This window comes from Polaromonas sp. DSP2-3-2b2 (genome assembly GCF_049895905.1).
GTDB lineage: Bacteria > Pseudomonadota > Gammaproteobacteria > Burkholderiales > Burkholderiaceae_C > Polaromonas.
Genome location: NZ_JAFCTH010000007.1, coordinates 55,972 through 81,933, shown reverse-complemented (window position 1 = coordinate 81,933; position 25,962 = coordinate 55,972). Strand labels below are relative to the sequence as shown.

The following is a 25,962-nucleotide window of genomic DNA, read 5'->3' as shown; positions in this document are numbered from 1 at the left end:
AAGCCGGCGCTCCTGGAGTGCATCCGTTTTAACCTGTAAAACCTATTTTAAGTATCAAACAGGCCCCTTGCGCACGGCTGGCATGCGCAAGCAGCTATAAATTAAGTAGCAAATATGTCAGACTTTGCGCGACATGGTTGTCAGTCGGGGTAATTGCGCTCTAGGGTTGCGCGTTGCCGGAATGCGCCTGCCCGCCGCTGACCAGGCGTTCCAGCGCGGCTTCATCTGCCTGCTGGTTGCCCTCGCTGAACGTATCGGCATCCCGAAGCACGGAAGCAAAGCCCAGGCCGGTGGCGTTCTCGACCCAGGAAAGCGGCACTTGCTGGAGCTTGAACAGCTTGTCGAAGTTCAGTGCCTCGAACGCGATGCCTTCCACCAGCGTGTCTTGCGACAGGTGAAAGGCCGTGGCCCGCAGCGCCCCGTCCTGGTTGAACCACGCCACCACCTTGAAACCGCCCAGCGCCACCTGGACCGATGCGTAGACCGGATCGTCGTCCAGGAAGACCGGGCCGCTGAAGACGCAGATTCGCGCGCTCCTGGCGGACTCGTTCTTCACGCCGGCCTCCAGCAGCTTCTTTTCAAGCTGGCCCCATTGGCCGTTGTAGCCCATCATGGCGCGGTTGAACGCAGGCACCTGCGGCACGGCGTTGGCGTAGGAGCAGGTGAGGTCTGCCGCCGCCTTGGCGAAGGCCAGGCTGGCGCCCCATTCGGCGTCTTCACGGCGTGAAAGGTGGCCCTTGTCAAAGCCGCTCTTGGCGTACCACCTGTCGTCGAGTTGCGCATCATGGTCAACGCGGCTGTCGCGCAGCCAGTGGTCTTGTCGCGTGCCGCTTCCGAGCGCGGCATAGCGGTGCTTTCCATGCACATTGATGGCGCTGACCACCGGCACCCGGCGCACCGCGTGCAGGATCGTGCTGAAGTGGTGGTACTTGAGCGTGAACGAGCCGGGCGCGTCCTTCAGAAAAGCCAGCTGCCTGCGCAATTTGGCGCTGGGTACCGGCATGGGAATCCGGATTCCCATGAATTCTTCCTCGAATCCCGTGCAGGTCGAATAGTCCTGCGCGTCCTCCAGCTTTTTCTCGTTCTGGGTCAACAGCGAAACCGTTTGGACGGGGGTTTCGCCCGCGATGGACTGCACGACGGGCGGTCCATTGCCAATGCTGACCCGGATCTCGATCAGGCTTGCCGGAAGCGGCGACATGCCGGCTGGCGATGCGGCAACGGGCGCGCCCCTGAACTCGGGTTCTTGCAGAATCCTGGGCCGTGGAAGCGTGGTGAACGGGCGGCTGTCGGTGTAGGCGGGGCTTGAGAAGACCTGGACCAGCGGATGCAGCGCCACGGCGTTTTCGGGGGCGAGCAGGTGCTTCATGAGGGCGCTGACACGCACCCCGCGATTGCTCAGCCAGACGACGCGCGACTCGTCTATTCGCCCGTTTGCGACCTCGATCACCCGGTCGTTTTTGTCAAGGTAGCGGCCGGCCGCGTCGGTCTTGGCAACCCCCGAGCTGTGAAGCGCGATCACCTGCCACTCGTTGTTGAACACCGGCGCGCCGCTGCTTCCCTGCGCCGTGTCGCTTTTGTAGATCAGGACATCCGGCAGATCGTTGTCGATGATTTCGTTGTTGCGCAGCGCGATCTGCTTTTCCTTGCCATCGGGATGCTGAACGATGGTTGCGTAGTCGCCCGTGCCCGCCTTTCCCAGCCTGCCATTCAGGATGAGGTAGCCCTGGTCACGCAGATCGCGCAGGCCGGTCAGGTCGCGCGGGCGAACGGCGACCAGCGCCAGGTCCAGCGCCTTCGAGGTGTGCAGGAAGGCCTCGGGGTCCAGCGCATGGACCACCGGCTCGCCCAGCTTTCCGAACGCGTCGTATTCGTAGCCGAACTCGATGCTGGCGTCATCGGCAAGCGCTGCGAATTCGGCGACATCGGACACGGGGAACACATGGTGATTGGTCATCATGAGTTCAGGTGACACCATGAAGCCGGTGGCAAAGGCGGTCCGCCGGTCCTTCTTGTCGAAGTAGCGAATCCGGCCCACCGCGCGCGACTGCGCATAGCCGGTGAGCAGGTAGTTGATGGGCAGCAGATCGTTGGTGCCAAGGTAACGCTCGAAAGCCAGGTTCGCGTTTTCCCGTGCCGACGCCGCAATCATCGCGCGCCGGCGCTCCAGGTGGTCCAGGCCGTCAAGCACCAGTGCGGAACGGGAAACGATGCGCGACCGGATGCTTCTGACCTGCGCAGGATTCTTCGGAAAGTCCGCCTCGGCCTTCAAGAGCAGTTCGACAGGTAGCCTCATACGAAAACCTCGATCTGGTTTGGGCAGTTGAAACTTTAATCTGGAACCAATCAGCCTGCACCATCAAAAATGAAAGCATGGTATCTGTTGGCTTTGCCTTTTGGTGTTTCAATGCAGGGCGCGTAAGATGAAACGATACACTGCCGATCAACTCTTGAGGGAGCCACGCCATGAGCAACCACGTCTACAAGCTGCTGGAACTGACGGGCTCGTCCAGCGTCAGCATTGAAGATGCCGTGAGTAACGCCATCGCCAAGGCGAATGAAACGGTGCGCAATATCCGGTGGTTCACCATCACCGAAACCCGGGGCCAGGTGGCCCTAGGCAAGGTGGCGCACTGGCAGGTTTCCCTGAAAATCGGCTTCACGCTTGAGTAGCGGTTTTCATAGCCCTGGAACCTGCCATGTACCAACGAATCCTGCTGGCTTATGACGGCTCTGCTCCCGGACAGCAGGCCTTGCTGGACTGTCATGAAATTGCGCAGTGGAGCGGTGCCGAGCTGAGACTCATTGCCGTCATGCCGCTGCCGCTGAACAACCTCGGGCTTGAGGGCAGCATTTATGATGAATCGCTGCAGGAAAGCGAGAAAGACCGCTACCAGGCCATTCTTGACACGGGTCTTCGCAAGCTCAGCGATGCCGGCCTGAAGGCCAGCGGGCAAGTCGTCACCGGCGATGCCGTGAGTGAAATTACCTACTCTGCCCGCCACATCAAGGCTGACCTGATCGTGGTTGGCCACAAGCATCTCGACGGATGGGCTGCCCGCTGGTGGCGGGGCTCTGTCTCCAAGGCCTTGATTGAACAGTCGCCCTGCAGCGTGCTGGTGGTCATCACGCATTGAGCGGGCGGCCGCACGTTTCGTATGACCATGCGGTGCCGGTTTTCGCGGTGAGTCAAAAGACCGCCGGCGGGAAAGCAGCCCGGCCTTCCATCGCGGCACTCAATGCGAGTGACCGGTTTATGCTGCTAAATTCATAGCTGCTCGCGCATGATGCGCGTGCGTCAAAGGCTGATTGGATGTTAAAAAGAATGCATTTTGTCGGTTGCTGCGAAATGCAGACGAGAATCCTCGTTCTGCTGACTGACTTTCAAACCGAATGCATCTGACTCTTTTCCTTGACATCGCCGCCTATTGGGTTTTCCGGATGGCGGGGTATGCGCTGCTCAATCTGGGGGAAGATGCCGCGCTGATTGCCCTGATGTTCTGCTGAATCAAGTCGCAGCCCGGAAGGGTCCGGACTGCGAAAAGACCAGCGTCAGGCCATTCAGGCCAGGCCGGGCTTCATCAGGCTTTCTTGGCCCAGGCGCTGCACCAGGCCTTGGCGCCGACCTGCTTACCCGCAAACAGTGGGCAGGCACCGGCGGCATCGGTCGGTTTGCCTTGGTACAGCGCGCAGTTAGCGCAGTTCTGGCCTGCGGCGTATTTTGGGAACTTGGCCTTGTCCGCTTTGGTGGCATCGGCTTTGTAACCCAGAGCAACAGCCTGTGGTTCGGTTTCCAGAACCAGTGGCGCTGCGGCCTGGGCCTGAACCAGACGGGTTGAGGCAAGCACGCTTGCACCGACAACGGATTGGATGACAAAGGTTCTACGGTTTGAGTTCATGTGGGTTCTCTATTTTTAAGTTGGACCTGACCGGATACGGTGAAAAATGAATCGCCGCGCCGTCAAGGCATCGATCAGGCGGCGGGGGCTCCCACAAGGAATGAAGCCGATATCGCCAAGCCAGGCCATGTCTTGATTTCCTAGCCAACATAGGTAAATACAAGTTTACAGCCAGGCCCTGACAGTTGCTTGCAAACCAGTTTGTTCCCGTGATGCAGCGCAAAGTGTCTGTGCAAATCTTTTCCAGATTTGCTGTTGGGGTTTGTTTCTGGCAGTCCGGGCAAAGGGTTTGTTTTGCATTTACTATAAAATAAATAGCAAACTATCTATGTTTATATTGCGCAAATGAGTCATTTAGCTTTAATCAGGAATTGTTAGAAGGGCGCGCCGCCCGCGTTTTATGCTCGGGCGCCGGGACTGCGAAAGCCCTAGGTGAAACCTGCCATTCCTGTGGAATTGAAGACAAGGCCGATCGTGTAATTTTCAAGTAAAGCTATGCGTGCAAAGCATCCCGGCCGTGTGTGGTGTTACCTTGGCACCTCATCTTTTTTCTGTAAGGCTATGACGCACCAAGTCATTTTTCACGCCAACGAGGGCTTTCACCATGAAGAGACATTTTTTACGCACCGTTCCAGCGCTGCTTGCCTTGTCGCTGTCGCCCATGTTCGCGGCCGCGCAGGCTGCCTGGCCCGCCAAGACCATCACGCTGGTGTCTCCGTATGCGCCGGGTGGCACCACCGACGTGCTGGCCCGACTGCTGGCTGCGAAGCTGCAGGGCGTGCTGGGCCAGACCGTGATCGTCGAGAACAAGGGCGGCGCTGGCGGCAACATCGGCACCGACTTTGTGTCCAAGTCCAAGCCTGACGGCTACACGTTTTTGCTGGCGGCCAGTGGCCCGCTGGTGATTGCGCCATCGCTTTATCCAAAACTGCCTTACCAGCCAAGCACCGATTTCACCGCAGTGGCGCCGGTGGCCAGCGCCGCGTTCGTGATTGCCGTCAACCCCAAGTCGGGGCTGACGAGCGTCAAGGACATCATCGCCAAGGCCAAGGCGGGCGACCTGGCGTTTGCGTCCGCCGGTTCCGGCACGCCGCAGCACATCATCGGGGAAATGTTCAACGTCCAGGCCGGCGTCAAGATACAGCACATTCCCTACAAAGGCTCGGGTCCGGCCATGAACGACCTGGTCGGCGGCCAGGTTCCCATGACATTTGAAAATCCGGTGCCGATCATGCCGCAGGTCAAGGCCGGCAAGCTCAACGTGCTGGCGGTGACCAGCGCCAAGCGCTCGGCGGCGTTTCCCGACATTCCGACCGTTGCCGAACTGGGCCTCAAGGGCTTCGACGCCCAGCCCTGGTATGGCGTTCTCGGCCCGGCCGGCATTCCGGCGGAAATTGTCGAGCGCATGAACAAGGAAATCCGCACCATCCTGGCGTCGACCGACACCAAGGCGCGTCTGTTTGCGCTGGGCGCCGAACCGATGGACATGACGCCGCTGGCCTTCAAGAATTTCATTGCGGCGGACACGCAAAAATGGACCCGCGTGGTCAAGGCTTCCGGCGCCACGGTGGATTGAACGGCACCGGCAAGACATGAGTTCCGACCTGCTGGATGCCGAAGCGCTGCGGCTGGCCTGCGCCGGCCGCCCGGTCACGCCCTGCACCTGCGCGCTGGGCGCCTGTCCCGGCTGGGAAAGCTTTACCGAAGACCGCTGGCCGGGCCAGTGGGTCCAGCGCCTGGGAACCTTGCGCGATCCGGCGGTCGGCGAGCCGACCCTGGAAGAGTTTCACCCGGACGGCACGCGCTACGCATCGCCGGATGCGCCGCTGGCCGTCGGGTTTTTCCCCTGCAACCGCTGCGACGCCTATGCCTGCAACCGGTGCGGCCGCACCCTGCTCAGGTACACGGAATACGGCGGCTACTATGTCGATCACCGGGTTCGCGAAGTGGTCCCGGAGCGGGTGGTCTAGCGCGCGTTGGTTTCAGCCAGTCAAGTACTTTTCAGCATCAAATAAGCTGCTTGCGCATATCCAGTATGCGCAAGCAGCTATGAATTAAATAGCGAAATGGACGGGCAGGGTGATTTGCCTTCAAGCGCCGTGCACGCCGCGCTCAGTCGGCCGGCCAGATCACCTTTTTGCCCGAGGCTTCCCAGCGTTCGTAATTGGCCGCGTAAATGTCTTCGATGCGGTTGCGCTTGACCTTGAAGGTTGGCGTGATGATGTCGTTGTCCACGGTCCAGGCCGTGGTCACGACGACGATGCACTGGAGCTGCTCATGCGGGTCCAGCGTGGCGTTGACCGTCTGCAGGTGCTGTGACAGCGAGCTTTCCAGTGCCGCGCGCGCAGCGCCACCCTGAGCGCGCCCGGCGGCCTCGGGATTGAGCATGACGATGCCCAGCGGCTGGCCCAGGTTGGCGCCGCTCACCACGCAGGCTTCCACCGACTCGTGCATCACCAGCTTGTCCTCGATCGGCGCGGGCGCCACGTACTTGCCCTTGCTGGTCTTGAACAGGTCCTTGACACGCCCGGTGATGTGCAGATTGCCTTGTGTATCAATGACGCCCTTGTCGCCCGTGCGCAGCCAGCCGTCCTCGGTGAACGCGGCCTTGGTTTGCACCGGGTCCTTGTAGTAGCCCATCATCAGCGCCGGGCTGCGCATCTGGATTTCACCGGTGACCGGGTCGATTCGGTCCTCTACACCTTCGTATGCCGGCCCGACGCTGCCTTGCTGATCTTTGCCCGGAATGGTCAGGTGCGAGACCGCCAGATTTTCCGTCAGGCCGTAACCCTCGTTGATCGGCAGGCCGAGCTTGCGGTACCAGGCCAGCAGCGCCACCGGCATGGGCGCCGCGCCGCCTGCGGCGATCCGGCACTGGTCAAGCCCGAGCGCCGCGAGCACCTTTTTGCGCACCAGAGCGCCAATCACCGGAAGCGACAGCAGCAACTGCAGCCTGGCCGGCGGCATCTTGTGGTGCACGCCCTGCTGGAACTTGACCCACAGCCGGGGAACCGAGAAAAAGATGGTCGGCCGCGCGCGCTGCAGGTCGGCGGCAAAGGTGTCGAGCGACTCGGCAAACCAAAGCCGCATGCCGGTGCGCAGCCAGCCGTGCTCGACCAGCACGCGCTCGACCACATGGGCCAGCGGCAGGTAGGACAGCATCCGGTCCTGGCCGCTCATGCCGATGCGCCTGGCGCCGGTGCCCATCGCCCAGGCCAGGTTGCCGAAGCTTTGCATCACGCCCTTGGGCCGGCCCGTGGTGCCCGAGGTGTAGATCAGTGTCGCCAGCTCGTCGGCGCCTCGCTGCACTTCGCCTTGCATCGGCGCCTGGCGGGCGCAGATGTCGTCCCAGCGGTCATAGTTTTGGATGGCGTCTTGCGGCGACAGCGGGTAGCTGATGCAGGGCAGGCCGCTGGGCACGCCCGGCTTCATGTGCTCCCAGGCATCGAGCTTGCCGACAAAGCAGGCCTTGGCTTCGCTGTGCGTCAGGATGTGCGTGATGGTGTCGGGCGCCAGCGTGGGATACAGCGGCACCGAGACGTGGCCGGCCATCCAGATGGCCAGGTCGCTCATGAGCCACCAGGCGCAGTTCTTGGACAGGATGGCAACGTTCGAACCGGGTTCCCAGCCCTGGGCCAACAGGTGCGCGGCCATGCGGCGCACCTGATCGGCCACCTCGCCCCAGGTGTAAACCCGGGTCACGCCGCCGCCCATCGGCTGGGTCAAGCTGATGCTCTGGGGAATTGTTTTTTCCCAGTGGTAAAGGCGCTGCAGCGCCAGCAGGTCAGGGGAAACGATTTCCATCGTTGGGTTTCCTATCGTTGTTATGACTGTCGGGCTTCATGCCTTCACCTATTGAGGCTTCAATCGGTCGGGATGTCAATCCCCTGAATCGCGGGGAAAACCCCATGAAAGCCCCGGAGGAAACCCGCGTTTGCGGATTCCTGACAGACTGGAAGCGGTCACAAGGCTTTCCAAATTTCCCGGAAAAAGGAAAAAGGAAAAAGGAAAAAGGAAAAAGGAACATTTTTCAACCCCAAGACCCCAAAATGCTTTACCTCTCGGGAGTGCATCATGAAGATTTTCAAGACCTTCGTCAGCCTGGCTGCCGTCGCGATACTCATGGCCGGCTGCGCCTTCACGCCGGTGCAGCCCGGCATGTCGCGCGAGCAGGTGATGGCCAGTTATGGCACGCCGACACGCGCCCTGCCACTGGCAACGGGAACGCGGCTGCAGTATTCAAGGCAGCCTGCCGGTCAGAGCGCCGTGATGGTGGACCTGGATGCGGCGGGCAAGGTGGTGGCGGTGCGGGAGGTCATGAAGCGCCAGGAGTTCTTGCGCATCGAGCCCGGCAAGTGGACGCGCGACGATGTGGAGCGCGAGTTCGGCCCGCCGGCACGCGTCGACCGGGTAGCTTCCTGGTCCGGCGATATCATGAATTACCGCTGGCGGGACAGTTTGCAGGACATGCTTTTCTGGGTTTACCTGGACGCCGCCAACCGCGTCCAGCGCACCGGCCAGGGGATCGAGCTGCCCGTCGAGACGCTGGACTGAGCAGGGTGCTACTGCACTGCGCGGCCAATTTCGGGCCAGCGGCGGTGCAGGTAGATCCAGGACACCAGCCCAATCGACAACATGCCCAGCGACACGGCGGCCAGCGCCGGCGTCGAATGCATGACCAGCGGCGCAATGACGCCGGCCACCAGCCCGTTGGCTGTTGAGCCGATGAAGGCCTGCAGCGAAGACGCCATGCCGCGCCGCTCCGGGTACAGGTCGAGCACCAGCAGCGTGACGACCGGCACCATCAGCGCCCAGCCGAAGGCAAACAGGGCAATTGGAAACAGCGCCCATGACACATGGGCGTCAAACAGCAAATTAGCCGCCAGGTTGACAACGGCGGTCGCCAGCATGATGACAAACCCGTGGCGTATCTGCTTTTTCGGCGGAATCTTTCCGGCCAGGCGCCCGCTCAGCCAGGCGCCCGACATGATCCCCGAGATGGTCAGCATGAAGAACCAGAAAAACTGGGTCGGTTGCAGTGCCAGATGCTCGCCCAGGAACGCCGGAGCTGCCAGCACGTACAGGAACATGCCATTGAAGGGAACGCCGCTGGCCAGCGCCAGCAGTAAAAACCGCGGGCTCGAACCGAGCTGCCAGTAACCGCGCATCAGGTGCCGCACTTCAAACGGCTGGCGCGCCTCAAGTTCAAGCGTTTCAGGCAAATAGCGGTAGTTGGTCAGCCAGAGCACGACGCCTATCCCGGTCAGAAACCAGAAAATGCTGTGCCAGCCCAAGTGCACGAACAGCCAGCCGCCGACGATTGGAGCAAGCGCCGGCGCGATGCCGAAGTAGATGGTGACCTGGCTCATGACCTGCTGCGCCTGCGCGGGTGGGAACATGTCGCGTATCACGGCGCGCGACACCACGATGCCGGCGCCGGTGGACAGCCCCTGCATGGCTCTGAAAAATACCAGTTGTTCAACGCTTTGCGACAGGGCGCAACCCGCCGACGCCAGCGTGAACATGGCAATGCCCCACAGCACGACCGGCCGGCGGCCGAAGCTGTCGGCCAGCGCGCCATGAAACAGGTTCATGAAGGCAAAGCCGAACAGGTAGGCCGACAGCGTCTGCTGCATTTCCACCGGCGTGGCGCCCAGCGATGTCGCCATGCCGGCAAAGGCCGGCAGGTAGGTGTCGATAGAGAACGGCCCCAGCATGCCGAGCACGGCCAGCAGGGCGGCCAGCGCCCAGCGCGGGCCGCGCCACAGTTGGTCGGCGTTCGGATTCATTCGCTCTTGAGTTTCAAGGCCGTGTCGTAGAGTTCGTTGCGCGACGCGCCGGTGATGTCGGCGGTGAGCTTGACGGCGGTCTTCAGCGGCAATTCGGCCAGCAGCAGCTTGAGTATCCGCAGGCTGTCGTCAGGTCCTTGGTGCGCGATTGCCGAATGCAGCACCAGCGCAAACTCGCCGCGCGTGCGCTGCGGCCCGGCGTCCAGCCAGGCGGCAAAATCCTGTGCGGGCAGGGTGGCAATTTCCTCGAACTGCTTGGTCAGCTCGCGCCCGACCGTGACGAGCCGGCCCTGTAGCACGGCCAGGGCACGCGCCAGCGCCTCGATGCGGTGCGGCGCTTCCAGGATCACCGTCGCGCGCGGATCGACCCGCAACAACTCGATGGCTTGGTCGCGCTCGCCGGCCTTGGTCGGCAGGAAACCGGCAAACACAAAACTGCTGCCGCTGTCGGCACTGCCTTCTGCACGCGTGACGCCAGCGGCACTGAGCACGGTCGTCACGCTGCTGGCGCCCGGCAAAGGCATCACCTTGAACCCGGCGGCCCTGGCCGCCGCCACCAGCCGTGCGCCGGGGTCGCTGACGGCAGGCGTTCCGGCGTCGCTGACGTAGGCAACGCGTTCGCCGCGCTGCAGCCGCTGCACCACGCCCTCGGCCGCTTCGGCTTCATTGTGCTGGTGCACGGCCAGAAGGGGCTTGTCGATGCCATACTGGCGCAGCAGCGGCTGGGTGTGACGCTTGTCTTCACAGGCAATGGCATCCACCAGCTGCAGCACATGCAGCGCGCGCAGGGTGATGTCGGCCAGGTTGCCAATGGGCGTGGCCACGACATACAGCGTGGCCTCTGGATAATGCTGCATGCCCGCTGCGGCGCGTGCCGTGTCCAGGGCCAGTTCGAAAGAAGCGTTCAATGTGGTTTTCCAGAAAACAGGCGGATCAGTTGCCCACCCAGGACGCGCCAAGCTGTGCTGTGGCGGCGCCGAAGCAGGTTACCACCAAGTCCCGGGGTGACGCGGCCGAAGCGGCGGCGCTGGCCTGGCTGGCCAAGGCGGGCCTGCGATGGGTCGAGTCCAATTATCGGACGCCGGGGCGCGGCGGCGGCGAGATTGACCTGATCATGCGCACACCCGACGGAACCTTGGTGTTTGTCGAGGTCCGCCAGCGCGCCAGTGCGTCGCACGGCGGCGCCGGAGCAAGCATCAGCGGCGCCAAGCAGCAGCGCATCATTTTTGCAGCGCGCCATTACCTGATGCGCTTTGCCAGCGTCCCGCCTTGCCGCTTCGACGTGGTGCTGGTCCATGGGGCGCTGGGCGGTGACCACCATCCTGGACCGGAAATCGAATGGCTGCCGGCCGCATTCGATGCTTCCTGATCCCTGGAGACCGCTGAAATTGGCCGCCCAGGGCAGGGCGAATTTGTAACCATTCCTTCATGGCGCCGCCGACGTGCGGTTGCCGGCAAGGCTGCGTGCCATGACCCGCTATCATCCGTCCATGCTTGAACAACGAATCGAACAGCAATTCATCGACAGCGCCGACCTCAAATACCAGTCCGCGCAAATCCTGTCCAAACCCGTTGCCGCCGCCGTGCATGCCATCCTGGCCAGCGTCACCAGCGGCAACAAGGTGCTGGCCTGCGGCAACGGCGGTTCGGCCGCCGACGCCCAGCATTTCGCGGCTGAATTCGTCGGCCGGTACGAGCGCGAGCGGCCCGAACTGGGCGCGATTGCCCTGACCACCGACAGTTCCATCATCACTGCCATTGCCAATGATTACGATTTCAGCGTGATTTTTTCCAAGCAGGTGCGTGCCCTAGGCGTGGCCGGCGACGTGCTGCTGGCCATCAGCACCAGTGGCAATTCGGCCAACGTGCTGGCCGCCGTTGAAGCCGCGCATGAGCGCGACATGACGGTGGTGGCGCTGACCGGCCGGGGCGGCGGAAAAATGAACCAGGCCCTGCGCGAAACCGATGTGCACATCTGCGTGCCGCATGAGCGCACGGCGCGCATTCAGGAAGTGCATTCCCTCGTGATCCACTGCATCTGTGATGGCGTGGATACCCAGTTACTAGGCGATCAGGAGTCTTTGGCATGAACCATGGTGTGATGAAACGACTGGCCGGCATGGCCAGCGCGGCAGTGCTGGTCTCCAGCATGCTCTCGGCCTGCGTGGGTCCCCTGCTGGTGGGTGGCGCCATGGTCGGCGGCACGCTGGTGGCGGTGGACCGCCGGAGTTCCGGCGCCCAGCTGGACGACGAAGCCATCGAGGTGCGCGCCGCCAGCCAGATCCGCTCCAACCTCGGGACCCGGGTGCGCGCGAGCGTCACCAGCTACAACCGCCAGGTGCTGCTGACCGGCGAGGTGCCCAATCTGCAGGACAAGCAGCGGGTCGAGGAGGTGGTCAAGTCGGTGGAGAACGTGGCGTCGGTGGTCAATGAACTGGCGGTCCTGAACAGCCCGTCGCTGATGGACCGTTCCGCCGACACGCTGCTGACCGGACGCATCAAGGCCATGCTGCTCGATGCAAGCGACCTGCAGTCCAACGCCTTCAAGGTGGTGACCGAGCGCAATACGGTGTACCTGATGGGGCGCGTCACGCAGCGCGAGGCGGACCGGGCCACCGAAGTGGTGCGCGGCACGCCAGGCGTGCAAAAAGTCGTCAGGCTTCTGGAAATCATCAGCGAGCAGGAACTGCAACGCCTTGGAACCGTTCCTGCTGGCAGCGCTCAACCGGCTGGCACCAAGCTCTGAATTGTTTGAAAGAAGTGTGATGGGCGGCTGCGGCAAGCCGGGCCGCCGCGAGCTGCCCAGCTTTATTTCAGGCGCCTGACCAGGCTGGACGTGTCCCAGCGCTGCCCGCCCATGGCCTGAACATCGGCATAAAACTGGTCCACCAGCGCCGTGACCGGCAGCCGGGCGCCATTGCGTTTGGCCTCGTCAAGCACCAGCCCCAGGTCCTTGCGCATCCAGTCCACGGCAAAACCGAAGTCAAACTTGTCGGCCACCATGGTTTTGCCACGGTTGTCGAGCTGCCAGCTTTGCGCCGCGCCCTTGCCAATCACGTCGAGCACCTGGTTCACGTCAAGCCCGGCCTTCTGGCCAAAGGCCACCGCTTCGCTCAGGCCTTGGACCAGTCCGGCAATGCAGATCTGGTTGACCATCTTGGTCAGCTGGCCGGCGCCGGCCTCGCCCATTAGCGTGAAGGCCTTTGAAAAGGCCATGCCGACCGGCTTGACCGCATCGAACGCCGCCGCATCGCCACCGCACATGACCGTGAGCGCGCCGTTTTCCGCGCCGGCCTGGCCGCCCGACACGGGTGCGTCGATGAACTGCAGGCCGGCAGCTTTTGCCGCGCTGTAAAGCTCGCGGGCGACGGTCGCCGACGCCGTGGTGTGGTCGACAAAGATGGCGCCCGGCTTCATGCCGGCAAACGCCCCATCCGCGCCCAGCGTGACGGAGCGCAGGTCATCGTCATTGCCGACGCAGCAAAACACCATGTCCGCACCGGCTGCGGCTTCGCGCGGCGTGGCGGCCGATGCACCCTTGAATTCATCGCACCAGCCCTGGGCCTTGGCGGGGCTGCGGTTGTACACCGTGACGTCGTGGCCCGCCAGCGCCAGGTGAGCGGCCATGGGATAGCCCATGACGCCCAGGCCGATAAAAGCGACTTTGCAGGAGAGGGTGGGCTCGTAGTTTTTGGCAGGAAGGGTGGTCATGGCTTGTCAAAAAGGGTTTAAGGATTTCACACAATCGCAAAGTGCTCGGTTCCGGCCGACAGGTCGGTGGACTTGGCGCGCTGCGAATAAAGCTTGATCTGCAGCCGCAGGTCATTGACCGAATCGGCGTTGCGCAGCGCGTCTTCGTACTGGATATGGTTGCCTTCAAAGGCATCGAACAGCGCCTGGTCAAAGGTCTGCATGCCCATGTTGCGGCTTTTCTTCATGATTTCCTTGATCTCGCTGACGTCGCCCTTGAAGATCAGGTCGGAAATCAGGGGCGAATTGAGCATCACCTCGACCGCCGCGAAACGGCCCTTGGTGTCCTGCCGGGGCACCAGTCGCTGCGACACCACGGCCTTGAGGTTGAGCGACAGGTCCATCAGCAGCTGCGTGCGGCGCTCTTCCGGAAAAAAGTTGATGATCCGGTCCATCGCCTGGTTGGCGCTGTTGGCATGCAGCGTGGCCAGGCACAGGTGACCGGTTTCCGAAAAAGCCAGCGCATGCTCCATGCTTTCGCGGTCGCGAATCTCGCCCATCAAAATGACGTCAGGCGCCTGGCGCATCGAGTTCTTGAGGGCCGACGCCCAGCTGTCGGTGTCCAGTCCGACTTCGCGCTGGGTCACCACGCAGTTCTTGTGCATGTGCACGAATTCCACCGGGTCTTCAATCGTCAGGATGTGGCCGTAAGACTGCTCGTTGCGCCAGTCCAGCATGGCCGCCATGGTGGTCGATTTGCCGGAGCCGGTGGCGCCCACCAGAATCGCCAGGCCCCGCTTGGCCATCACCACGTCCTTCAGCACTGGCGGCAGACCCAGGCCATCGAGCGTGGGAAGCACCGCCGGAATCACTCGCATCACCATGCCGACCTTGCCCTGCTGCATGAAGGCGTTGACGCGAAAGCGGCCGATGCCGGGCGGCGAGATGGCAAAATTACATTCCTTGGTGCGCTCGAACTCGGCCGCCTGCTTGTCGTTCATGATGGCGCGCGCCAGCGTCAGCGTGTGGCTGGCATTGAGCGGCTGGGACGACACCTTGGTCAGCTTGCCGTCGACCTTGATGGCGGGTGGAAATTCTCCGGTCAGAAAAAGGTCGCTGCCGCCACGACTGACCATGAGCCGCAGCAGGTCGTTGATGAATTTACTGGCCTGATCGCGTTCCATGCGTTCTCCTGGGTATTGTCAGCGGATGGGAAAGTGTCTGATTAGCGCTTTGTTTCACTCAGCCGGGCGCTCACGACCCGCATGCGGCGCGACAGCTTGCGGGCCAGCAAGGCGATCAGGCTGGCGGCCAGCGCCGGGTCGGCGAGCATCATCTCGTCGAGCGCCTGCGCGCCCAGCACCGCGATTTCACAATCGGTCAGCGACGTGCAGACGGAAAAACGTGGGCCGCTGTCGAGCAGTGACATTTCGCCCAGGATGTCGCCCGGCCGTGCCTCGGTGAGGTGCAGGCGCTCGCCCCAGGGCTGCTCGCGGTCCACGGCAATGCTGCCGTTTAGCAGCACCAGCATGAAGTTGCCGTACTCATCCTGGCGAATCACGTCCCGATTAGCCGGCAAGGTGGCAAAGTCAAGGAACTTTTCCAGGCGTTGCAAGGCATCCGGCCCCAGCCGCGCCATGAAGTTGTCCCGGCTCCACAGTTCTTCCAGCAACTTGGTGCCGCGCCCGGCCGCCAGGCGCCTGGCGCCCACCTCGTTGGCCCGGGCTTCCCATGGCACCATCGACGAAGCGTCGATTCCCTGGTCGGCAAAGGCGGTGGAAAAGAAAAACGTGTCTGGGCTGTCGCCGCCAACAGTGGCGGGCGTGGCCTGCCTGATCAGTCCGAGTAGGCCTTTCATGGCGCATTTTTCCTGGTGGTGACGGGGCGTTTTCAGCCCGGAAAGTTGTCGGGGATCTTGGCCTTGCTGCGGGCTTCCGCAGCGGAAATGACATTGCGCTTGACCAGGTCGGTCAGGTTCTGGTCCAGCGTCTGCATGCCCAGGCTGTTGCCGGTCTGGATCGACGAGTACATCTGCGCGACCTTGGCTTCCCGGATCAGGTTGCGGATGGCGCTGGTGCCCAGCATGATCTCATGCGCGGCCACCCGGCCCTGGCCGTCCTTGGTCTTGCACAGGGTTTGCGAGATCACCGCCTGCAGCGATTCGGACAGCATCGAGCGGATCATTTCCTTTTCCTCGGCCGGAAACACGTCGATGATCCGGTCGATGGTCTTGGCCGCGCTCGATGTGTGCAGCGTGCCGAACACCAAATGGCCGGTTTCCGCCGCCGTCATGGCCAGGCGAATGGTTTCCAGGTCGCGCATTTCACCCACCAAAATGGCATCCGGGTCTTCGCGCAGGGCCGACTTCAGCGCGGCGGCAAAGCTCAGCGTGTGCGGTCCGACCTCGCGCTGGTTGATCAGGCATTTCTTGGATTCATGGACAAACTCGATCGGGTCCTCGACCGTCAGGATGTGGCCGTATTCGGTTTCGTTCAGGTAGTTGACCATGGCGGCCAGCGTGGTCGACTTGCCCGAGCCGGTCGGGCCGGTGACCAGCACCATGCCGCGCGGCTTCAAGGCCAGCTCGCCGAAAATCTTTGGGCAGCCAAGCTGCTCCAGCGTCAGGATCTTCGACGGAATGGTCCGAAGCACCGCGCCGGCGCCCCGGTTGTGGTTGAAGGCGTTGACCCGAAAACGCGCCAGCCCGTCAATCTCGAAGGAAAAATCAACCTCCAGGAACTCCTCGTACTGCTTGCGCTGGGTGTCGTTCATGATGTCGTACACCATGGCGTGGACCTCCTTGTGGTCCAGCGGATCAATATTGATGCGGCGCACATCGCCGTGAACCCGGATCATCGGAGGAAGGCCGGCTGACAGATGCAGGTCGGATGCCTTGTTTTTGACGCTGAAGGCCAGCAACTGCGTGATGTCCATGGAGCGGCCATTCCTTGTAGGTTGAATCTGAGTTTACAGTCGGATTATGACCACGATTGCGCACCATCTCCGACTTGTCCATGACCGAATCCAGGCCGCCTGCCTCGCCAGCGGGCGCGACCCGGCCAGCGTGCGCTTGCTGGCGGTTTCCAAAACCTTTGGTGCCGAGGCGGTGGCCGAGGCCATGGCGGCAGGCCAGACGGCTTTTGGCGAGAACTATATTGCCGAAGGCGTCGACAAGATCGAGGCCTTGCGCGGCCGGCTGGCTGATGTCGCCAAGCGGTCAGGCACCCTGGAATGGCACTGCATCGGACCGGTGCAGAGCAACAAGACGCGGCCGGTCGCCGAGCATTTCGACTGGGTGCAGTCGGTGGACCGGCTCAAGATCGCCCAGCGCCTGAGCGAGCAGCGCCCGGCCGGCATGGCGCCGCTGCAGGTGTGCCTGCAGGTCAATATCGATGGCGGCGCCAACAAGTCGGGCGTGGCGCCAGATGCGGTCCTGGCGCTTGCCCGGGAGGTCGCGCAACTCCCGCGCCTGGTGCTGCGCGGCCTGATGGCCATTCCCGAGCCTGCTCCTGATTTTGTAGCTGCTTGTGCCCTGCACGCAAGCGCAAAAGCCTTGTTTGATCAAATAAATGCCTCTGGTGCGCTGGCGCTGCCGATGGACACGCTGTCGCTGGGCATGACGGCCGATCTGGAGGCCGCCATCCATGCCGGCAGCACCATGGTGCGCGTGGGAAGCGCTATTTTCGGGAAAAGATAACGCTCCACGTTTGCCAGAATGCGCCACAGGCTGCTCTGTGCTCAATAGTACTTGCGAAAATGCCTTGTTAATTTTGTTTATTATGCCAATAGAGTAATCTCAGAAAAATTGATATTTGTTTAATGCGTTATTGCTTTTTTTATAAAGATTTTAAATGCCAATTAAGAATCCACAGTTAATAACTGAAATACACGTTCGTAGGGCTGCTGAGTCTTGGGATAAAGAGAAATTTCCGAATTTTGGAAATTCGCTCAAGTATAATGTAATCATTAATGAAAAACCATATCCACCAAAAGCTATTTGCAGCAAAGCCTACGAACTAGCTACTGGAAGTACTCTTCTTTCCAATGAATTTGTCGGAGCAATAAATGGACTGTGGCTTAGTCGGCTTAAGGAACTTAAATTTGAAATTCAATCTAAAAGATTTATTAATCCGATTACCACTATCTCGACACCAAAAACAATTAAAGTTTGGATTGTGCGGTATGTTCGAGATCCCAAAGTTGTCAAGCAACGTCTCGCAATCGCAAATGGTATATGCGAAGGGGGAAAACATCCTGCGCCATTCCTACGTCGTGCCGACGACACGCCATATTTGGAAGTCCATCACGTAAAGCCGCTTTCGGCTGGTGGTTTCGATGTCTTAGAAAACACACAGGCACTATGTCCTAATTGCCATTGTATGGCGCATGATCGGCTTGGCATTGATAGATATGTCGAGTGATTTTTTTCTCTGATAACAGGGGCACAGATAAGAGTCAGTAAATTTGTGTTTGCTTGAATAAATATTTTGTATTGAATTTTCTCCATCGAAGTTGCTTGCCACTTTTTAAGCAAGTGAAAGCCAGCCATTTTTTTTATCGATCAAAAAAAGAGCTGAACATGCTTGTCTTCTCCGAGCCCAAAGCGTCCGTCAACCTCGTAAGTTGAATGCAATAAAAAATATAAACTGAGATATTAATAATCCCAATTAACAGTCGAATTTACGCAATCACCCATGTCATTAAAAGTTCTCGCGCTGTTCAATGAAGAGAAAACTGAGCTCGAAAGACTGGAAAAATTCGATTCTGACTGGCACGTTCGCGAACGGGCGAAAACCTTGTTGTTCTTGTTCTTGTTCTTGTTCTTGTTCTTGTTCTTGTGCTCGGGCGACTTTTGTCCCAAGTGGCCGCGTAAATGAAGCTTCATTTCAGAACCATCAGCTACACCCGAAAAGCCTGGCTCGAGGCGAAGTTTGACTCCCTGCCAGATCGTCCGCGTTGTGGTGCGCCTTTGAAAATCACTCCCCCGCAAAGAACCAGCATTGTGGCCTGGGCGCAAGCAGAGCCGTTGAGTTCGGCGCAGCTTCTGGCCCGGCATCTGGACGCCGGCGGCACGCCCGTACACCTGAAAACGATGGTGAACCTGCTGGGCCGGGAAGATTTTGTCTGGAAGCGAACACGCGCCAGCCTTAAAAAAAGGAATGAGGACGCTTTTCTCGCCGCACGCGCTGAGATTTCGGGCTTGCGCGAGCAAGCCGCGGCAGGGCAGATCGTGCTGGGCTATCTGGACGAGGCGGGGTTTTGCGCAGTCCATCCCAATCGAAGTGCATGGACCCCCTGGGCACGCAGCATTTGATCCCCGCCATACGAGGCCAAAGGCTCAATGTGCTGGCCGCGCTGATGTCAACAGGCCACCTGGAGAGTACGCAATTCACGGGCAGCATGACGTCCGACACCCTGATTGAATTTTTGTGTGAAATTGCAGACAAATACACGACGCCAGTCACCTTGATTATTGATAATGCCTCGGTTCATCGGTCAAAAAAAGTCAATGCGCAACTGGTTTTGCTTGAATAAAAAGGCGTCAAGCTTTATTTTCTTCCGCCTTATAGTCCGGAGCTCAACAGGATTGAGAAACTTTGGCAGCAAATGAAATATGTCTGGATGAGCGTGAAGTGTCGAACGCTGGAGGTTCTCAATCAAGACGTGTCTCACATTTTGGATAACTTCGGCGTCAATTTCAAACTCTCTTTTTAGTGAATATTATTTTTTGCAACCGACTTACCAAGAAAGAAAGCGATGAATTATTGGAACCCCATTAAGCTGGTTTCGGTCGCCGGACTGCCCAGTACTGTAGTACCACGTATCGGCCTTGTTACGGTCGGTGGCGCGGCGGGGGCCATGCTGTACAGACTAGCTGGAAAGTTTCCGGATCTTTACCGAGCCATTGAGATCAACGCAAATGCCGGGCATTCGTCATTGCATGACGTCTGTGCCGATGAAACCATCCTGATCTGTGAAGGCCGCGAGAAGCCGGCCCTGCCGCACGAAGCGCGAGCGATGGCTATACCTTATGAGCCGACCATTGAAGCGGCGCTCAAACCGTTCGACCTGGTTGTCATTCTGGCGGGCATGGGTGGGGCCACCGGGTCGGGTGTTGCGCCGCTCGTCGCTGACATCGCAAAACGCGCAGGGGTTCTTGCTGTCGGTGTGGCAATCACGCCGTTTGCCTTTGAAGGAGCGCAGCGGATCACAAACGCATCAAGCGGTGTGGATGCTTTTCAGCAAAGCATCCACACGGTCTTCACACTGGACAACGAGCGATTGTTCCAGAGCGCCAACGAAGGCATCGCTCAACAGATTGACGCAACATTTTTGAGCCTGTACTGCACCATCAGCCAGTCGTTTCATAACGATGGGGTCGTCGGAATCGACTTTGAGGATATGCAGCATGTACTCGGTGAACCGGGCAGCACTGCCATGGGGTTTGCGACGGCATCTGGCGGTGACCGGATCACGCAAGCCGTCATGCAGGCCATCGCGCACCCGCTGCTGGGCAGCCAAGCACTGGAACAGGCCACAGGCATTTTCGTGTCCATCAGAAGCGGTGGAGGTTACCTGGAAATGAAGGATGTGGACACAGTGAAAAAAATCATCAGAACCCACCAGTCGCCAGATGCACATTTCGTCTGCGACGCGAACTTCAATCCATCGCTGGGGGAAAACCTGTCAGTCAGCATTCTTGCCACCGGCATTCCAAACCATGATTGACACGCTATTTACAGGAGCCAAAGCATGAAAGTCGAAGTCGTCTACGGCAACATCGTCAAGCAGCCCGATGCCGAGGCGCTGGTGAATTCAGCCAATGCCAATCTGCGCCTGGGCTCCGGCGTGGCCGGCGCCATCCATACGGCAGCCGGGCCTACGCTCGAAGCGTTTTGTCAGCCGTTTGCCCCCTTGGGGCTGGGCCAGGCGCTTGTTACGCCGGGCTTCAACTTGCCCAACCCGTGGGTCATCCATGTTCGTGCGGCCTCCTATCTCAACCATGAGGCGCCTGAAAAGGTTCTCGAAGACGCGCTGGAGGCCGTGATCGCTGTGGCGCAAGAGCGCGGCATGGCCTCCCTTGCCATGCCTGCCATCGGGACGGGGGTGTTCAAGTTTCCGCCCGCGCTGGCAGCGCGCATCACGGCGCAAGTACTCCAGCGTCATGCTGGCCAGAATGGCCCGTTGCAGTGGGTACGCATCTGCGTCGCAAGCCCTGAAATGCTGAATATCTACTCCGCTGCGTTGCAGACTTGAAGAGGGCGATAAACACGACGGTCGGGGCTGAAAAAGTCCCTGCACATCCGCAACCCAGGGAAGACTGCCATGAAAAAAGAACTCGAAGACCTTTTGTACCAACGCTACCCAGCGCTGTTTGTGGAGAGGACGCTGTCACCGCAAGAGACTAGCATGTGCTGGGGAATCGCCTGCGGAGACGGCTGGTTTGACCTGATCGATACGCTTTGTAAAACGATTCAGTTCGGCATTGAGCAGGGCTATACACCGCCTGTGCGCGTCAGTCAGGTCAAGGAAAAGTTTGGAACACTGCGTTTTCACACGCGCGGCGGCAATGAATGGGTGCGGGGGGCGGTTGAAATGGCCAGGACGTTTTCGGTGCTGATCCCGGATGAGTGACGCAGTCAAGGTCACCAGCTTGTAATGCGCACCATGGTGCGCGTCGGCACGGCCATCTCCGGCCTAGATAAAAAACAAATTTTTAGCATCAAATAGGCCTTTTGCCCACATCCATTCTGCGCAAGCAGCTATAAATTCAGTAGCCAAAGATTACCGGACGCCTTGAGCGCCGTGATGGACGGAAGGGTGACTTCGCGCTAACTTTCCAGTAAGGACTCAGCCCGAGCCTTGCGGTGCGGACCCGGCTTCATCAGGTAAGCCTCCATTTCCCCGATGGGCAGCGGCGGCGAAAACAAAAAGCCCTGGAACTGGTCGCAACCCTGCGCAATCAGGAAATCGAGCTGGGCCTGGTTTTCCACGCCTTCGGCGACCACCTCCAGGTTCAGGCTGTGCGCCAGGGTGATGATGGTGCGGGAAATGGCGGCATCGGCCCGGTCGGTCAGTATTTCCGCGACAAAGCTCTTGTCGATCTTGAGCTGGTCCAGCGGCAGGCGCTTGAGGGCCGACAGCGACGAATAACCCATGCCGAAATCGTCAAGCGCCAGCGTCACGCCCAATGCCTTGAGCGTTCCCATGCGCGCCAGCGTGATCTCCATGCCGTCGGCCAGCAGGGTTTCGGTCAGTTCGAGCTTCAGGCGCTCCGGCTTGATGCCGCTGCGCCGGATCTCGGCCATCACCTGGTCGACAAAATCCGGATGCCGGAACTGGCGCACGCTGACATTGACCGCGATGCTCAGGCCGGCGGCCTGCGGCCATTGCGCCCAGGCGGCCAGCTGATCGCAAGCCGTTGCCAGCGCCCACTGGCCCAGCGGCAGGATCAGGCCGCTTTCCTCGGCCATCGGGATGAAGTCGGTGGGCATGACCTGTCCGCGCCGGGGATGCTGCCAGCGCAGCAGGGCCTCGACGCCGGTCACGCAGCCCTGGCGGTCAACCTGGGGCTGGTAATGCAGCACAAATTCCTGCTTGCGCAGGCCGGCGTGCAGTTCCGAGCTGACAGCGGCGTTGGCATTGACCGCCGCCTGCATTTCAGGATCGAAAAAGCACAGTGAATTGCGCCCCGTGGTCTTGGCCTGGTACATCGCCAGGTCGGCCTGCTTGAGCACCTCGCTCACGCTGTCATGCGGACCATTGAGCGAGGTCACGCCGATGCTGGACGTGGTGTAGTGCTGATGCCCGCCCAGGTCAAAGGGTTCGCGCAGCGCTTCAAGCACCTTGTCAGCCAGCTTGCGGGTTCTGTCGGTGGCCGCCTGCGCATCGTCGCCCAGGTCTTCAAGCAGCACGACGAATTCATCGCCGCCCAGCCGCGCCACCGTGTCGGTGACCTCGACGCAGCCAGCCAGTCGTTCGGCGACCTGCTGCAGCAGCATGTCGCCCTTGTGGTGGCCCAGGGTGTCGTTGAGCACCTTGAGCTTGTCCACGTCAATGAACATCAGCGCGCCGTTGCGCCGCAGGGCAACGCTCTGCAACATCACCTGTTCCAGGCGGTTGAGCAGCATCAGCCGGTTGGGCAGGCTGGTCAAAGGGTCGTAGAAGGCCAGCTGGTGAATGGCGTCGGCCGCGACCTTGCGCTGGGTGATGTCCCGGCCGACGGCGACCCAGTGCGCCAAGTCGTCCTCGGTGTCGGCGACCTGGACGATTTCCAGTTCCAGCCAGAAGGCGCTGCCGTTCTTGCGGTAGATCAGCAGTTCGCTGCGGGCCTGGCGCTTGCGCGCCAGCATCCGGGCCATGCGCTCGAACTCGTCCTGCGCCGCCCCGGGACCCAGGAGCTTGCGCGGCGTCTGGCCCAGCACCTCATGGCGGCTGTAGCCTGTGTGCTCCTCGAAAGCGTGGTTGACGAACACGATGTAAGGCACTTTTTTGCGCGCGGGCTGGGCCTCGGCGATCAGCACGATGTCGTTGAGCCGTGCAACGCAGGTTTCCAGCAGCATCAGCTGCTCTTGTGATTTGCGCCGCTTGCTCACATCGCGAAAGTACACCGCCAGTCCTTCTGCGAAGGGGCAGGCGCGCACTTCCAGCCACTTGCCCAGTCCGGGGTAGAAGTCCTCGAATTCAATCTGCCGACCGGTGGCGATCGTCCGCTGAAGTTCCTGGCGCAGGCGCTGGTTCTTGTCATTGACCAGAACCTCCCAGATTTCCTTGCCCAGCAACTCGGCGCTGGTGTGCCGCAGCAACTGTTCGCTTTCCTGGTTGAGGTAGGTAAAGCAGCACTGCCGGTCCAGCGTGACAAAGGCTTCGGTGATGGTGGCCAGCGTCGTGGTCAGGCGCATGGCCAGCTCCAGCGTTTCCTGCTGCGCCTGCTTGCGGTCCGAAATATCCTGCAGCATGCCCTGCAGGCTCTTGACCTGGCCGCGCTGGTTCTGCACCGCCTCGCAGACCATGCGCACCCATTTGCGGCTGAACGGCGTGTCGATCTGCATTTCCTCGTCAAAGCCGATGCCATGCCGGCTGCACTGCTGAAGCAGCCAGCCGATGCGGACCCGGCACTCGGGTGCAAACCGGGCGGTGAGTTCATCACGCGTGATCGCGAGCTCCGGCAGCAGGCCGATGATGGCCGCAAATTCCGTGGAGCCGGTCAGCCATTGAGGGCTTTTCAGGTCCATCGTCCAGCTGCCGGCGTGCGCCATGCGCTCAGCCATGGCCAGTAGATGGGCGGCCTGTCGGGGGGCTGAGGGCATGGAACTCCTGGTGATGACTAAAAGGACGCCAGCGGAAACAGGCTTTTGCCGGCGAGCAGCGTCTGCGCAATGCGCTCGCAGGCAAAACCGTCGTCATACGGATTATGTGCAAAAGCCATGGCTGCTGACTGGCAAGCCGATTGCCAGCAGCTTCCGGGTGAAGGGGGCATTTCGGAGCTTGCCGATCGTCTCATTTCATTTCCGAAGCGCTCATTGACCAATTGGCCCTTGAATGCCTGGCAAGGGATGAAGTTCCCGCATAAAAGTCCTGCAGCGCCAAAAGTAATTCGTTACTTCTCTTGCATGCGGCCGGAGATTCTTGGCAATTTCGCAACGTAGGATGAATAGTTTTAAAGGATATGACATGGCAACACCGTTTTTTGGCAAGCGCGAAAATGAAATCCCGACCACAGGTGTGCGTCCTGCCACGGGCAGCAGCTACGCAGGTTCGGGCGCGGCTACAGCCGGAACGCTGCATTCAGCATCCCCTGCATCAGGAGCGCAAAACATGACCCGGCCGATGGGCAGTGAACCCGCTTCCCCGGCTGTGAACGAACGGGAAAGCGGCAGCAAGCTGACCGTCGGACCCAACATCAAGCTCAAGGGCGTCGAGATCACCGACTGCGACACGCTGGTCGTCGAGGGCACGGTGGAAGCCACCATGAATTCGCGGGTCATCCAGATTGCCGAGCAGGGCGCGTTCAAGGGCTCGGCCGAGATCGAGATTGCGGAAATCCGGGGCGAATTCAGTGGCAACCTGATTGTTCGCCAGAAACTGGTGATTTATGCCACCGGCAAGGTCACCGGCACCATCCGCTACGGCAAACTGGTGGTGGAAGAAGGTGGCCAGCTTTCAGGCGAAATTGTCTTCGGCACCCAGGGTGGCAGCCTCAAGCCCGCCGGAGCGGCCAAGCCCGGCCTGCAGGCGGCGTGACCGGAAAATTTAAGCAAATAGTGACTTTCGCGCATGTACAGCGGGCGTGAGCTGCTATTGATTTGGGACTTGATCGCAAGCTGTCCTGCTCGCGCCGGTTGCGAATGCCAAGCGCAGAATGTGCTTAAAAAAGCTTGAAAACCAGCGGAATCAGCAGTGACGCCAGCACCACCTGCATGCCCAGCGCCAGGCCCGCATAGGCTCCGGCATCCGCATCCACCTGCATCGCGCGTGCCGCGCCAATACCGTGCGAAGCGGTTCCCAGTGCAAAGCCCCGGGCCGCCCAGCCTTGCGTGTCCGTCGGTATGCCCAGGGCGGCAAACAGGTATTTGCCGCACAGCGCGCCGACCAGCCCGGTAATCACCGCAAACACCGCCGCCAGGGCCGGAATGCCGCCGATTTGCTCGGCAATGCCCATGGCGACCGGCGCGGTGACCGATTTGGGCACCAGTGAAAGAATCAGTTCGCGGGGCAGGCCGAACATCCAGCCGAACAAAAGGGATGAAGCCGCGGCCACGCTGCCGCCTGCCAGCGCCGCGACCAGCAGCCGGTGCCAGCGCTGGCGCAGCTCGGTCCGGCGCAGCCACAGCGGCCAGGCCAGCGCTACCACCGCCGGGCCGAGCAGAAAGTGAATGAACTGCGCGCCGGCAAAGTAGGTCGGATACGACACGCCGGTGGCCAGCAGCCCGCAGGCCAGAACCACGACCGACCAGAGCACCGGGTTGGCCCAGGGCGCATGCCTGGCGCGCAGGTAGAGGGCATGCGCCAGCACATACACCATCAGCGTCGCGGTCAGGCCAAACAGCGGCGTGGTCGAAAGATAGACCCACAGCTGGACAAAATCAGACATCGGCATCTTTTGGCACAGACGTTGCAGCGGCAGGGCCATTTTCGCGGTCCCTGAACAGGTGCAGGGCCAGCACCGTTACTGCCAGACCGGCCAAGGTAGATAAAACGACGACTGCCAGCAGGCGGATGCCGTACTGGCTGACGAGCGAAAGATGGGTCATCACGCCGACGCCCACCGGGACAAACAGCAGCGAAAGGTGAGAGAGCAAAAATTCCGCGCAAGCGGCCACCGGCTGCTGCACGGCCGGCCAGCGCAGCGCCAGCAGCAGCAGCACCATGCCGATGACCGGACCGGGCAGCGGCAGGGCCAGGCCGCGCGCCAGCAGTTCGCCTGCCGACTGGAAGATCAGCAGCCACATCATTCCGCGCAGGGCATTCATGTCATTCCATTTCCAAATCAATCCGATATGTCGTTGCTTCGCCTTGCCGTGCTAGAGCACTGTCTGCGGCTTCGCGTCTAATCTCGGATTGATTTGTAAACGGAATCATTG

General features: G+C 60.7%; 27 protein-coding genes and 1 pseudogene. 16 read left to right on the top strand and 12 right to left on the bottom strand.

Annotation, left to right across the window (positions count from 1 at the left end):
• Positions 1-160 precede the first annotated feature (160 nt).
• A complete protein-coding gene (locus ACP7AD_RS08275) occupies positions 161-2,296 on the bottom strand; it encodes a DNA/RNA non-specific endonuclease (RefSeq protein WP_426147202.1) in 2,136 nt (711 codons plus the stop codon).
• A 170-nt stretch (positions 2,297-2,466) separates the two neighbouring features.
• Between ACP7AD_RS08275 and ACP7AD_RS08270 the strand changes: the two genes are divergently transcribed.
• Together ACP7AD_RS08270 and ACP7AD_RS08265 are read left to right on the top strand one after the other, a co-directional pair.
• The gene (locus ACP7AD_RS08270; protein WP_426147204.1) at positions 2,467-2,673 is read left to right on the top strand and encodes a dodecin; all 207 of its coding nucleotides are present in this window, start codon (positions 2,467-2,469) and stop codon (positions 2,671-2,673) included.
• 26 nt (positions 2,674-2,699) lie between these two features.
• Entirely contained in the window at positions 2,700-3,137 is a 438-nt protein-coding gene (locus ACP7AD_RS08265) for a universal stress protein (RefSeq protein ID WP_426147206.1), read from the top strand.
• 444 nt (positions 3,138-3,581) lie between these two features.
• Here the strand turns inward: ACP7AD_RS08265 and ACP7AD_RS08260 are convergent, their stop codons facing one another.
• Positions 3,582-3,899, bottom strand: coding sequence for a high-potential iron-sulfur protein (locus ACP7AD_RS08260; RefSeq protein ID WP_426147207.1), 318 nt, complete (start codon positions 3,897-3,899; stop codon positions 3,582-3,584).
• A 604-nt stretch (positions 3,900-4,503) separates the two neighbouring features.
• Here ACP7AD_RS08260 and ACP7AD_RS08255 point away from each other — a divergent pair.
• Together ACP7AD_RS08255 and ACP7AD_RS08250 are read left to right on the top strand one after the other, a co-directional pair.
• Positions 4,504-5,475 (top strand): Bug family tripartite tricarboxylate transporter substrate binding protein, encoded by a 972-nt coding sequence (locus ACP7AD_RS08255; RefSeq protein ID WP_426147209.1) that lies wholly within the window; start codon positions 4,504-4,506, stop codon positions 5,473-5,475.
• Between the two features lie 16 nt (positions 5,476-5,491).
• Positions 5,492-5,869, top strand: coding sequence for a hypothetical protein (locus ACP7AD_RS08250; protein ID WP_426147211.1), 378 nt, complete (start codon positions 5,492-5,494; stop codon positions 5,867-5,869).
• Between the two features lie 142 nt (positions 5,870-6,011).
• On the opposite strand, the gene ACP7AD_RS08245 is transcribed toward ACP7AD_RS08250, so the two are convergent.
• The gene (locus ACP7AD_RS08245; protein WP_426147213.1) at positions 6,012-7,703 is read right to left on the bottom strand and encodes an AMP-binding protein; all 1,692 of its coding nucleotides are present in this window, start codon (positions 7,701-7,703) and stop codon (positions 6,012-6,014) included.
• A gap of 270 nt (positions 7,704-7,973) precedes the next feature.
• Between ACP7AD_RS08245 and ACP7AD_RS08240 the strand changes: the two genes are divergently transcribed.
• The gene (locus tag ACP7AD_RS08240) at positions 7,974-8,453 is read left to right on the top strand and encodes a hypothetical protein (RefSeq protein WP_426147215.1); all 480 of its coding nucleotides are present in this window, start codon (positions 7,974-7,976) and stop codon (positions 8,451-8,453) included.
• A gap of 8 nt (positions 8,454-8,461) precedes the next feature.
• Here the strand turns inward: ACP7AD_RS08240 and ACP7AD_RS08235 are convergent, their stop codons facing one another.
• Together ACP7AD_RS08235 and rsmI are read right to left on the bottom strand one after the other, a co-directional pair.
• Positions 8,462-9,688, bottom strand: coding sequence for a multidrug effflux MFS transporter (locus ACP7AD_RS08235; RefSeq protein WP_426147217.1), 1,227 nt, complete (start codon positions 9,686-9,688; stop codon positions 8,462-8,464).
• Entirely contained in the window at positions 9,685-10,545 is an 861-nt protein-coding gene (rsmI, locus tag ACP7AD_RS08230; protein ID WP_426147304.1) for a 16S rRNA (cytidine(1402)-2'-O)-methyltransferase, read from the bottom strand. The genes ACP7AD_RS08235 and rsmI overlap by 4 nt, the downstream gene beginning before the upstream one ends.
• A gap of 50 nt (positions 10,546-10,595) precedes the next feature.
• On the opposite strand from rsmI, the gene ACP7AD_RS08225 reads away from it, so the two are divergent.
• From ACP7AD_RS08225 to ACP7AD_RS08215, 3 genes are all read left to right on the top strand, one after another.
• Complete coding sequence (locus ACP7AD_RS08225) at positions 10,596-11,057, top strand: YraN family protein (protein ID WP_426147218.1); 462 nt, start codon at positions 10,596-10,598, stop codon at positions 11,055-11,057.
• 121 nt (positions 11,058-11,178) lie between these two features.
• Positions 11,179-11,778 carry a phosphoheptose isomerase gene (locus tag ACP7AD_RS08220; protein ID WP_426147220.1) on the top strand — a complete coding sequence of 200 codons (600 nt, stop codon included), beginning with the start codon at positions 11,179-11,181 and terminating at the stop codon, positions 11,776-11,778.
• Positions 11,775-12,434, top strand: coding sequence for a BON domain-containing protein (locus ACP7AD_RS08215; protein WP_426147222.1), 660 nt, complete (start codon positions 11,775-11,777; stop codon positions 12,432-12,434). The genes ACP7AD_RS08220 and ACP7AD_RS08215 overlap by 4 nt, the downstream gene beginning before the upstream one ends.
• A 62-nt stretch (positions 12,435-12,496) precedes the next feature.
• On the opposite strand, the gene ACP7AD_RS08210 is transcribed toward ACP7AD_RS08215, so the two are convergent.
• The 4 genes from ACP7AD_RS08210 to ACP7AD_RS08195 are packed head-to-tail and all read right to left on the bottom strand — an operon-like array spanning position 12,497 to position 16,312.
• Complete coding sequence (locus ACP7AD_RS08210; protein WP_426147223.1) at positions 12,497-13,399, bottom strand: NAD(P)-dependent oxidoreductase; 903 nt, start codon at positions 13,397-13,399, stop codon at positions 12,497-12,499.
• A gap of 26 nt (positions 13,400-13,425) precedes the next feature.
• Positions 13,426-14,562 carry a PilT/PilU family type 4a pilus ATPase gene (locus ACP7AD_RS08205; RefSeq protein ID WP_426147225.1) on the bottom strand — a complete coding sequence of 379 codons (1,137 nt, stop codon included), beginning with the start codon at positions 14,560-14,562 and terminating at the stop codon, positions 13,426-13,428.
• Positions 14,563-14,603: 41 nt separating this feature from the next.
• Positions 14,604-15,236 carry a cyclic nucleotide-binding domain-containing protein gene (locus ACP7AD_RS08200; RefSeq protein WP_426147226.1) on the bottom strand — a complete coding sequence of 211 codons (633 nt, stop codon included), beginning with the start codon at positions 15,234-15,236 and terminating at the stop codon, positions 14,604-14,606.
• A gap of 32 nt (positions 15,237-15,268) precedes the next feature.
• Entirely contained in the window at positions 15,269-16,312 is a 1,044-nt protein-coding gene (locus tag ACP7AD_RS08195) for a type IV pilus twitching motility protein PilT (protein WP_426147228.1), read from the bottom strand.
• Positions 16,313-16,358: 46 nt separating this feature from the next.
• Between ACP7AD_RS08195 and ACP7AD_RS08190 the strand changes: the two genes are divergently transcribed.
• The 7 genes and pseudogenes from ACP7AD_RS08190 to ACP7AD_RS08160 all read left to right on the top strand — a co-directional run bounded on the left by ACP7AD_RS08190 (position 16,359) and on the right by ACP7AD_RS08160 (position 21,013).
• Positions 16,359-17,075, top strand: coding sequence for a YggS family pyridoxal phosphate-dependent enzyme (locus ACP7AD_RS08190; protein WP_426147229.1), 717 nt, complete (start codon positions 16,359-16,361; stop codon positions 17,073-17,075).
• A 154-nt stretch (positions 17,076-17,229) separates the two neighbouring features.
• On the top strand, positions 17,230-17,799 hold the full coding sequence (locus ACP7AD_RS08185) for an HNH endonuclease (protein ID WP_426147231.1): 570 nt from the start codon (positions 17,230-17,232) through the stop codon (positions 17,797-17,799).
• A gap of 452 nt (positions 17,800-18,251) precedes the next feature.
• Positions 18,252-18,692 (top strand): helix-turn-helix domain-containing protein, encoded by a 441-nt coding sequence (locus ACP7AD_RS08180; RefSeq protein ID WP_426147232.1) that lies wholly within the window; start codon positions 18,252-18,254, stop codon positions 18,690-18,692.
• A pseudogene (locus ACP7AD_RS08175) lies at positions 18,665-19,093 on the top strand (transposase). The gene ACP7AD_RS08180 and the pseudogene ACP7AD_RS08175 overlap by 28 nt, the downstream one beginning before the upstream one ends.
• A gap of 42 nt (positions 19,094-19,135) precedes the next feature.
• On the top strand, positions 19,136-20,107 hold the full coding sequence (locus tag ACP7AD_RS08170; protein WP_426147234.1) for a hypothetical protein: 972 nt from the start codon (positions 19,136-19,138) through the stop codon (positions 20,105-20,107).
• 24 nt (positions 20,108-20,131) lie between these two features.
• Positions 20,132-20,635, top strand: a complete 504-nt coding sequence (locus ACP7AD_RS08165) for a macro domain-containing protein (protein WP_426147236.1) — start codon at positions 20,132-20,134, stop codon at positions 20,633-20,635.
• Between the two features lie 69 nt (positions 20,636-20,704).
• A complete protein-coding gene (locus tag ACP7AD_RS08160; protein ID WP_426147238.1) occupies positions 20,705-21,013 on the top strand; it encodes a hypothetical protein in 309 nt (102 codons plus the stop codon).
• A gap of 197 nt (positions 21,014-21,210) precedes the next feature.
• Here the strand turns inward: ACP7AD_RS08160 and ACP7AD_RS08155 are convergent, their stop codons facing one another.
• Positions 21,211-23,688 (bottom strand): sensor domain-containing protein, encoded by a 2,478-nt coding sequence (locus ACP7AD_RS08155; protein WP_426147240.1) that lies wholly within the window; start codon positions 23,686-23,688, stop codon positions 21,211-21,213.
• 364 nt (positions 23,689-24,052) lie between these two features.
• On the opposite strand from ACP7AD_RS08155, the gene ACP7AD_RS08150 reads away from it, so the two are divergent.
• Positions 24,053-24,622, top strand: coding sequence for a bactofilin family protein (locus tag ACP7AD_RS08150; RefSeq protein ID WP_426147242.1), 570 nt, complete (start codon positions 24,053-24,055; stop codon positions 24,620-24,622).
• A 124-nt stretch (positions 24,623-24,746) separates the two neighbouring features.
• On the opposite strand, the gene ACP7AD_RS08145 is transcribed toward ACP7AD_RS08150, so the two are convergent.
• A complete protein-coding gene (locus ACP7AD_RS08145) occupies positions 24,747-25,472 on the bottom strand; it encodes an LrgB family protein (protein WP_426147244.1) in 726 nt (241 codons plus the stop codon).
• Positions 25,465-25,851 carry a CidA/LrgA family protein gene (locus ACP7AD_RS08140; protein ID WP_426147246.1) on the bottom strand — a complete coding sequence of 129 codons (387 nt, stop codon included), beginning with the start codon at positions 25,849-25,851 and terminating at the stop codon, positions 25,465-25,467. The genes ACP7AD_RS08145 and ACP7AD_RS08140 overlap by 8 nt, the downstream gene beginning before the upstream one ends.
• Between the last annotated feature and the right edge of the window lie 111 nt (positions 25,852-25,962).

Coding starts and splice junctions, on each gene's coding strand:
- ACP7AD_RS08220 (WP_426147220.1), top strand. CDS start 11,179: ATGCTTGAACAACGAATCGAACAGCAATTCATCGACAGCGCCGACCTC.
- ACP7AD_RS08200 (WP_426147226.1), bottom strand. CDS start 15,236: ATGAAAGGCCTACTCGGACTGATCAGGCAGGCCACGCCCGCCACTGTT.
- ACP7AD_RS08240 (WP_426147215.1), top strand. CDS start 7,974: ATGAAGATTTTCAAGACCTTCGTCAGCCTGGCTGCCGTCGCGATACTC.
- ACP7AD_RS08205 (WP_426147225.1), bottom strand. CDS start 14,562: ATGGAACGCGATCAGGCCAGTAAATTCATCAACGACCTGCTGCGGCTC.
- ACP7AD_RS08170 (WP_426147234.1), top strand. CDS start 19,136: ATGAATTATTGGAACCCCATTAAGCTGGTTTCGGTCGCCGGACTGCCC.
- ACP7AD_RS08150 (WP_426147242.1), top strand. CDS start 24,053: ATGGCAACACCGTTTTTTGGCAAGCGCGAAAATGAAATCCCGACCACA.
- ACP7AD_RS08210 (WP_426147223.1), bottom strand. CDS start 13,399: ATGACCACCCTTCCTGCCAAAAACTACGAGCCCACCCTCTCCTGCAAA.
- ACP7AD_RS08235 (WP_426147217.1), bottom strand. CDS start 9,688: ATGAATCCGAACGCCGACCAACTGTGGCGCGGCCCGCGCTGGGCGCTG.
- ACP7AD_RS08145 (WP_426147244.1), bottom strand. CDS start 25,472: ATGTCTGATTTTGTCCAGCTGTGGGTCTATCTTTCGACCACGCCGCTG.
- ACP7AD_RS08215 (WP_426147222.1), top strand. CDS start 11,775: ATGAACCATGGTGTGATGAAACGACTGGCCGGCATGGCCAGCGCGGCA.
- ACP7AD_RS08270 (WP_426147204.1), top strand. CDS start 2,467: ATGAGCAACCACGTCTACAAGCTGCTGGAACTGACGGGCTCGTCCAGC.
- ACP7AD_RS08260 (WP_426147207.1), bottom strand. CDS start 3,899: ATGAACTCAAACCGTAGAACCTTTGTCATCCAATCCGTTGTCGGTGCA.
- ACP7AD_RS08265 (WP_426147206.1), top strand. CDS start 2,700: ATGTACCAACGAATCCTGCTGGCTTATGACGGCTCTGCTCCCGGACAG.
- ACP7AD_RS08180 (WP_426147232.1), top strand. CDS start 18,252: ATGAAGCTTCATTTCAGAACCATCAGCTACACCCGAAAAGCCTGGCTC.
- ACP7AD_RS08195 (WP_426147228.1), bottom strand. CDS start 16,312: ATGGACATCACGCAGTTGCTGGCCTTCAGCGTCAAAAACAAGGCATCC.
- ACP7AD_RS08165 (WP_426147236.1), top strand. CDS start 20,132: ATGAAAGTCGAAGTCGTCTACGGCAACATCGTCAAGCAGCCCGATGCC.
- ACP7AD_RS08160 (WP_426147238.1), top strand. CDS start 20,705: ATGAAAAAAGAACTCGAAGACCTTTTGTACCAACGCTACCCAGCGCTG.
- ACP7AD_RS08140 (WP_426147246.1), bottom strand. CDS start 25,851: ATGAATGCCCTGCGCGGAATGATGTGGCTGCTGATCTTCCAGTCGGCA.
- ACP7AD_RS08190 (WP_426147229.1), top strand. CDS start 16,359: ATGACCACGATTGCGCACCATCTCCGACTTGTCCATGACCGAATCCAG.
- rsmI (WP_426147304.1), bottom strand. CDS start 10,545: ATGCAGCATTATCCAGAGGCCACGCTGTATGTCGTGGCCACGCCCATT.
- ACP7AD_RS08250 (WP_426147211.1), top strand. CDS start 5,492: ATGAGTTCCGACCTGCTGGATGCCGAAGCGCTGCGGCTGGCCTGCGCC.
- ACP7AD_RS08185 (WP_426147231.1), top strand. CDS start 17,230: ATGCCAATTAAGAATCCACAGTTAATAACTGAAATACACGTTCGTAGG.
- ACP7AD_RS08255 (WP_426147209.1), top strand. CDS start 4,504: ATGAAGAGACATTTTTTACGCACCGTTCCAGCGCTGCTTGCCTTGTCG.
- ACP7AD_RS08275 (WP_426147202.1), bottom strand. CDS start 2,296: ATGAGGCTACCTGTCGAACTGCTCTTGAAGGCCGAGGCGGACTTTCCG.
- ACP7AD_RS08225 (WP_426147218.1), top strand. CDS start 10,596: ATGTGGTTTTCCAGAAAACAGGCGGATCAGTTGCCCACCCAGGACGCG.
- ACP7AD_RS08155 (WP_426147240.1), bottom strand. CDS start 23,688: ATGCCCTCAGCCCCCCGACAGGCCGCCCATCTACTGGCCATGGCTGAG.
- ACP7AD_RS08245 (WP_426147213.1), bottom strand. CDS start 7,703: ATGGAAATCGTTTCCCCTGACCTGCTGGCGCTGCAGCGCCTTTACCAC.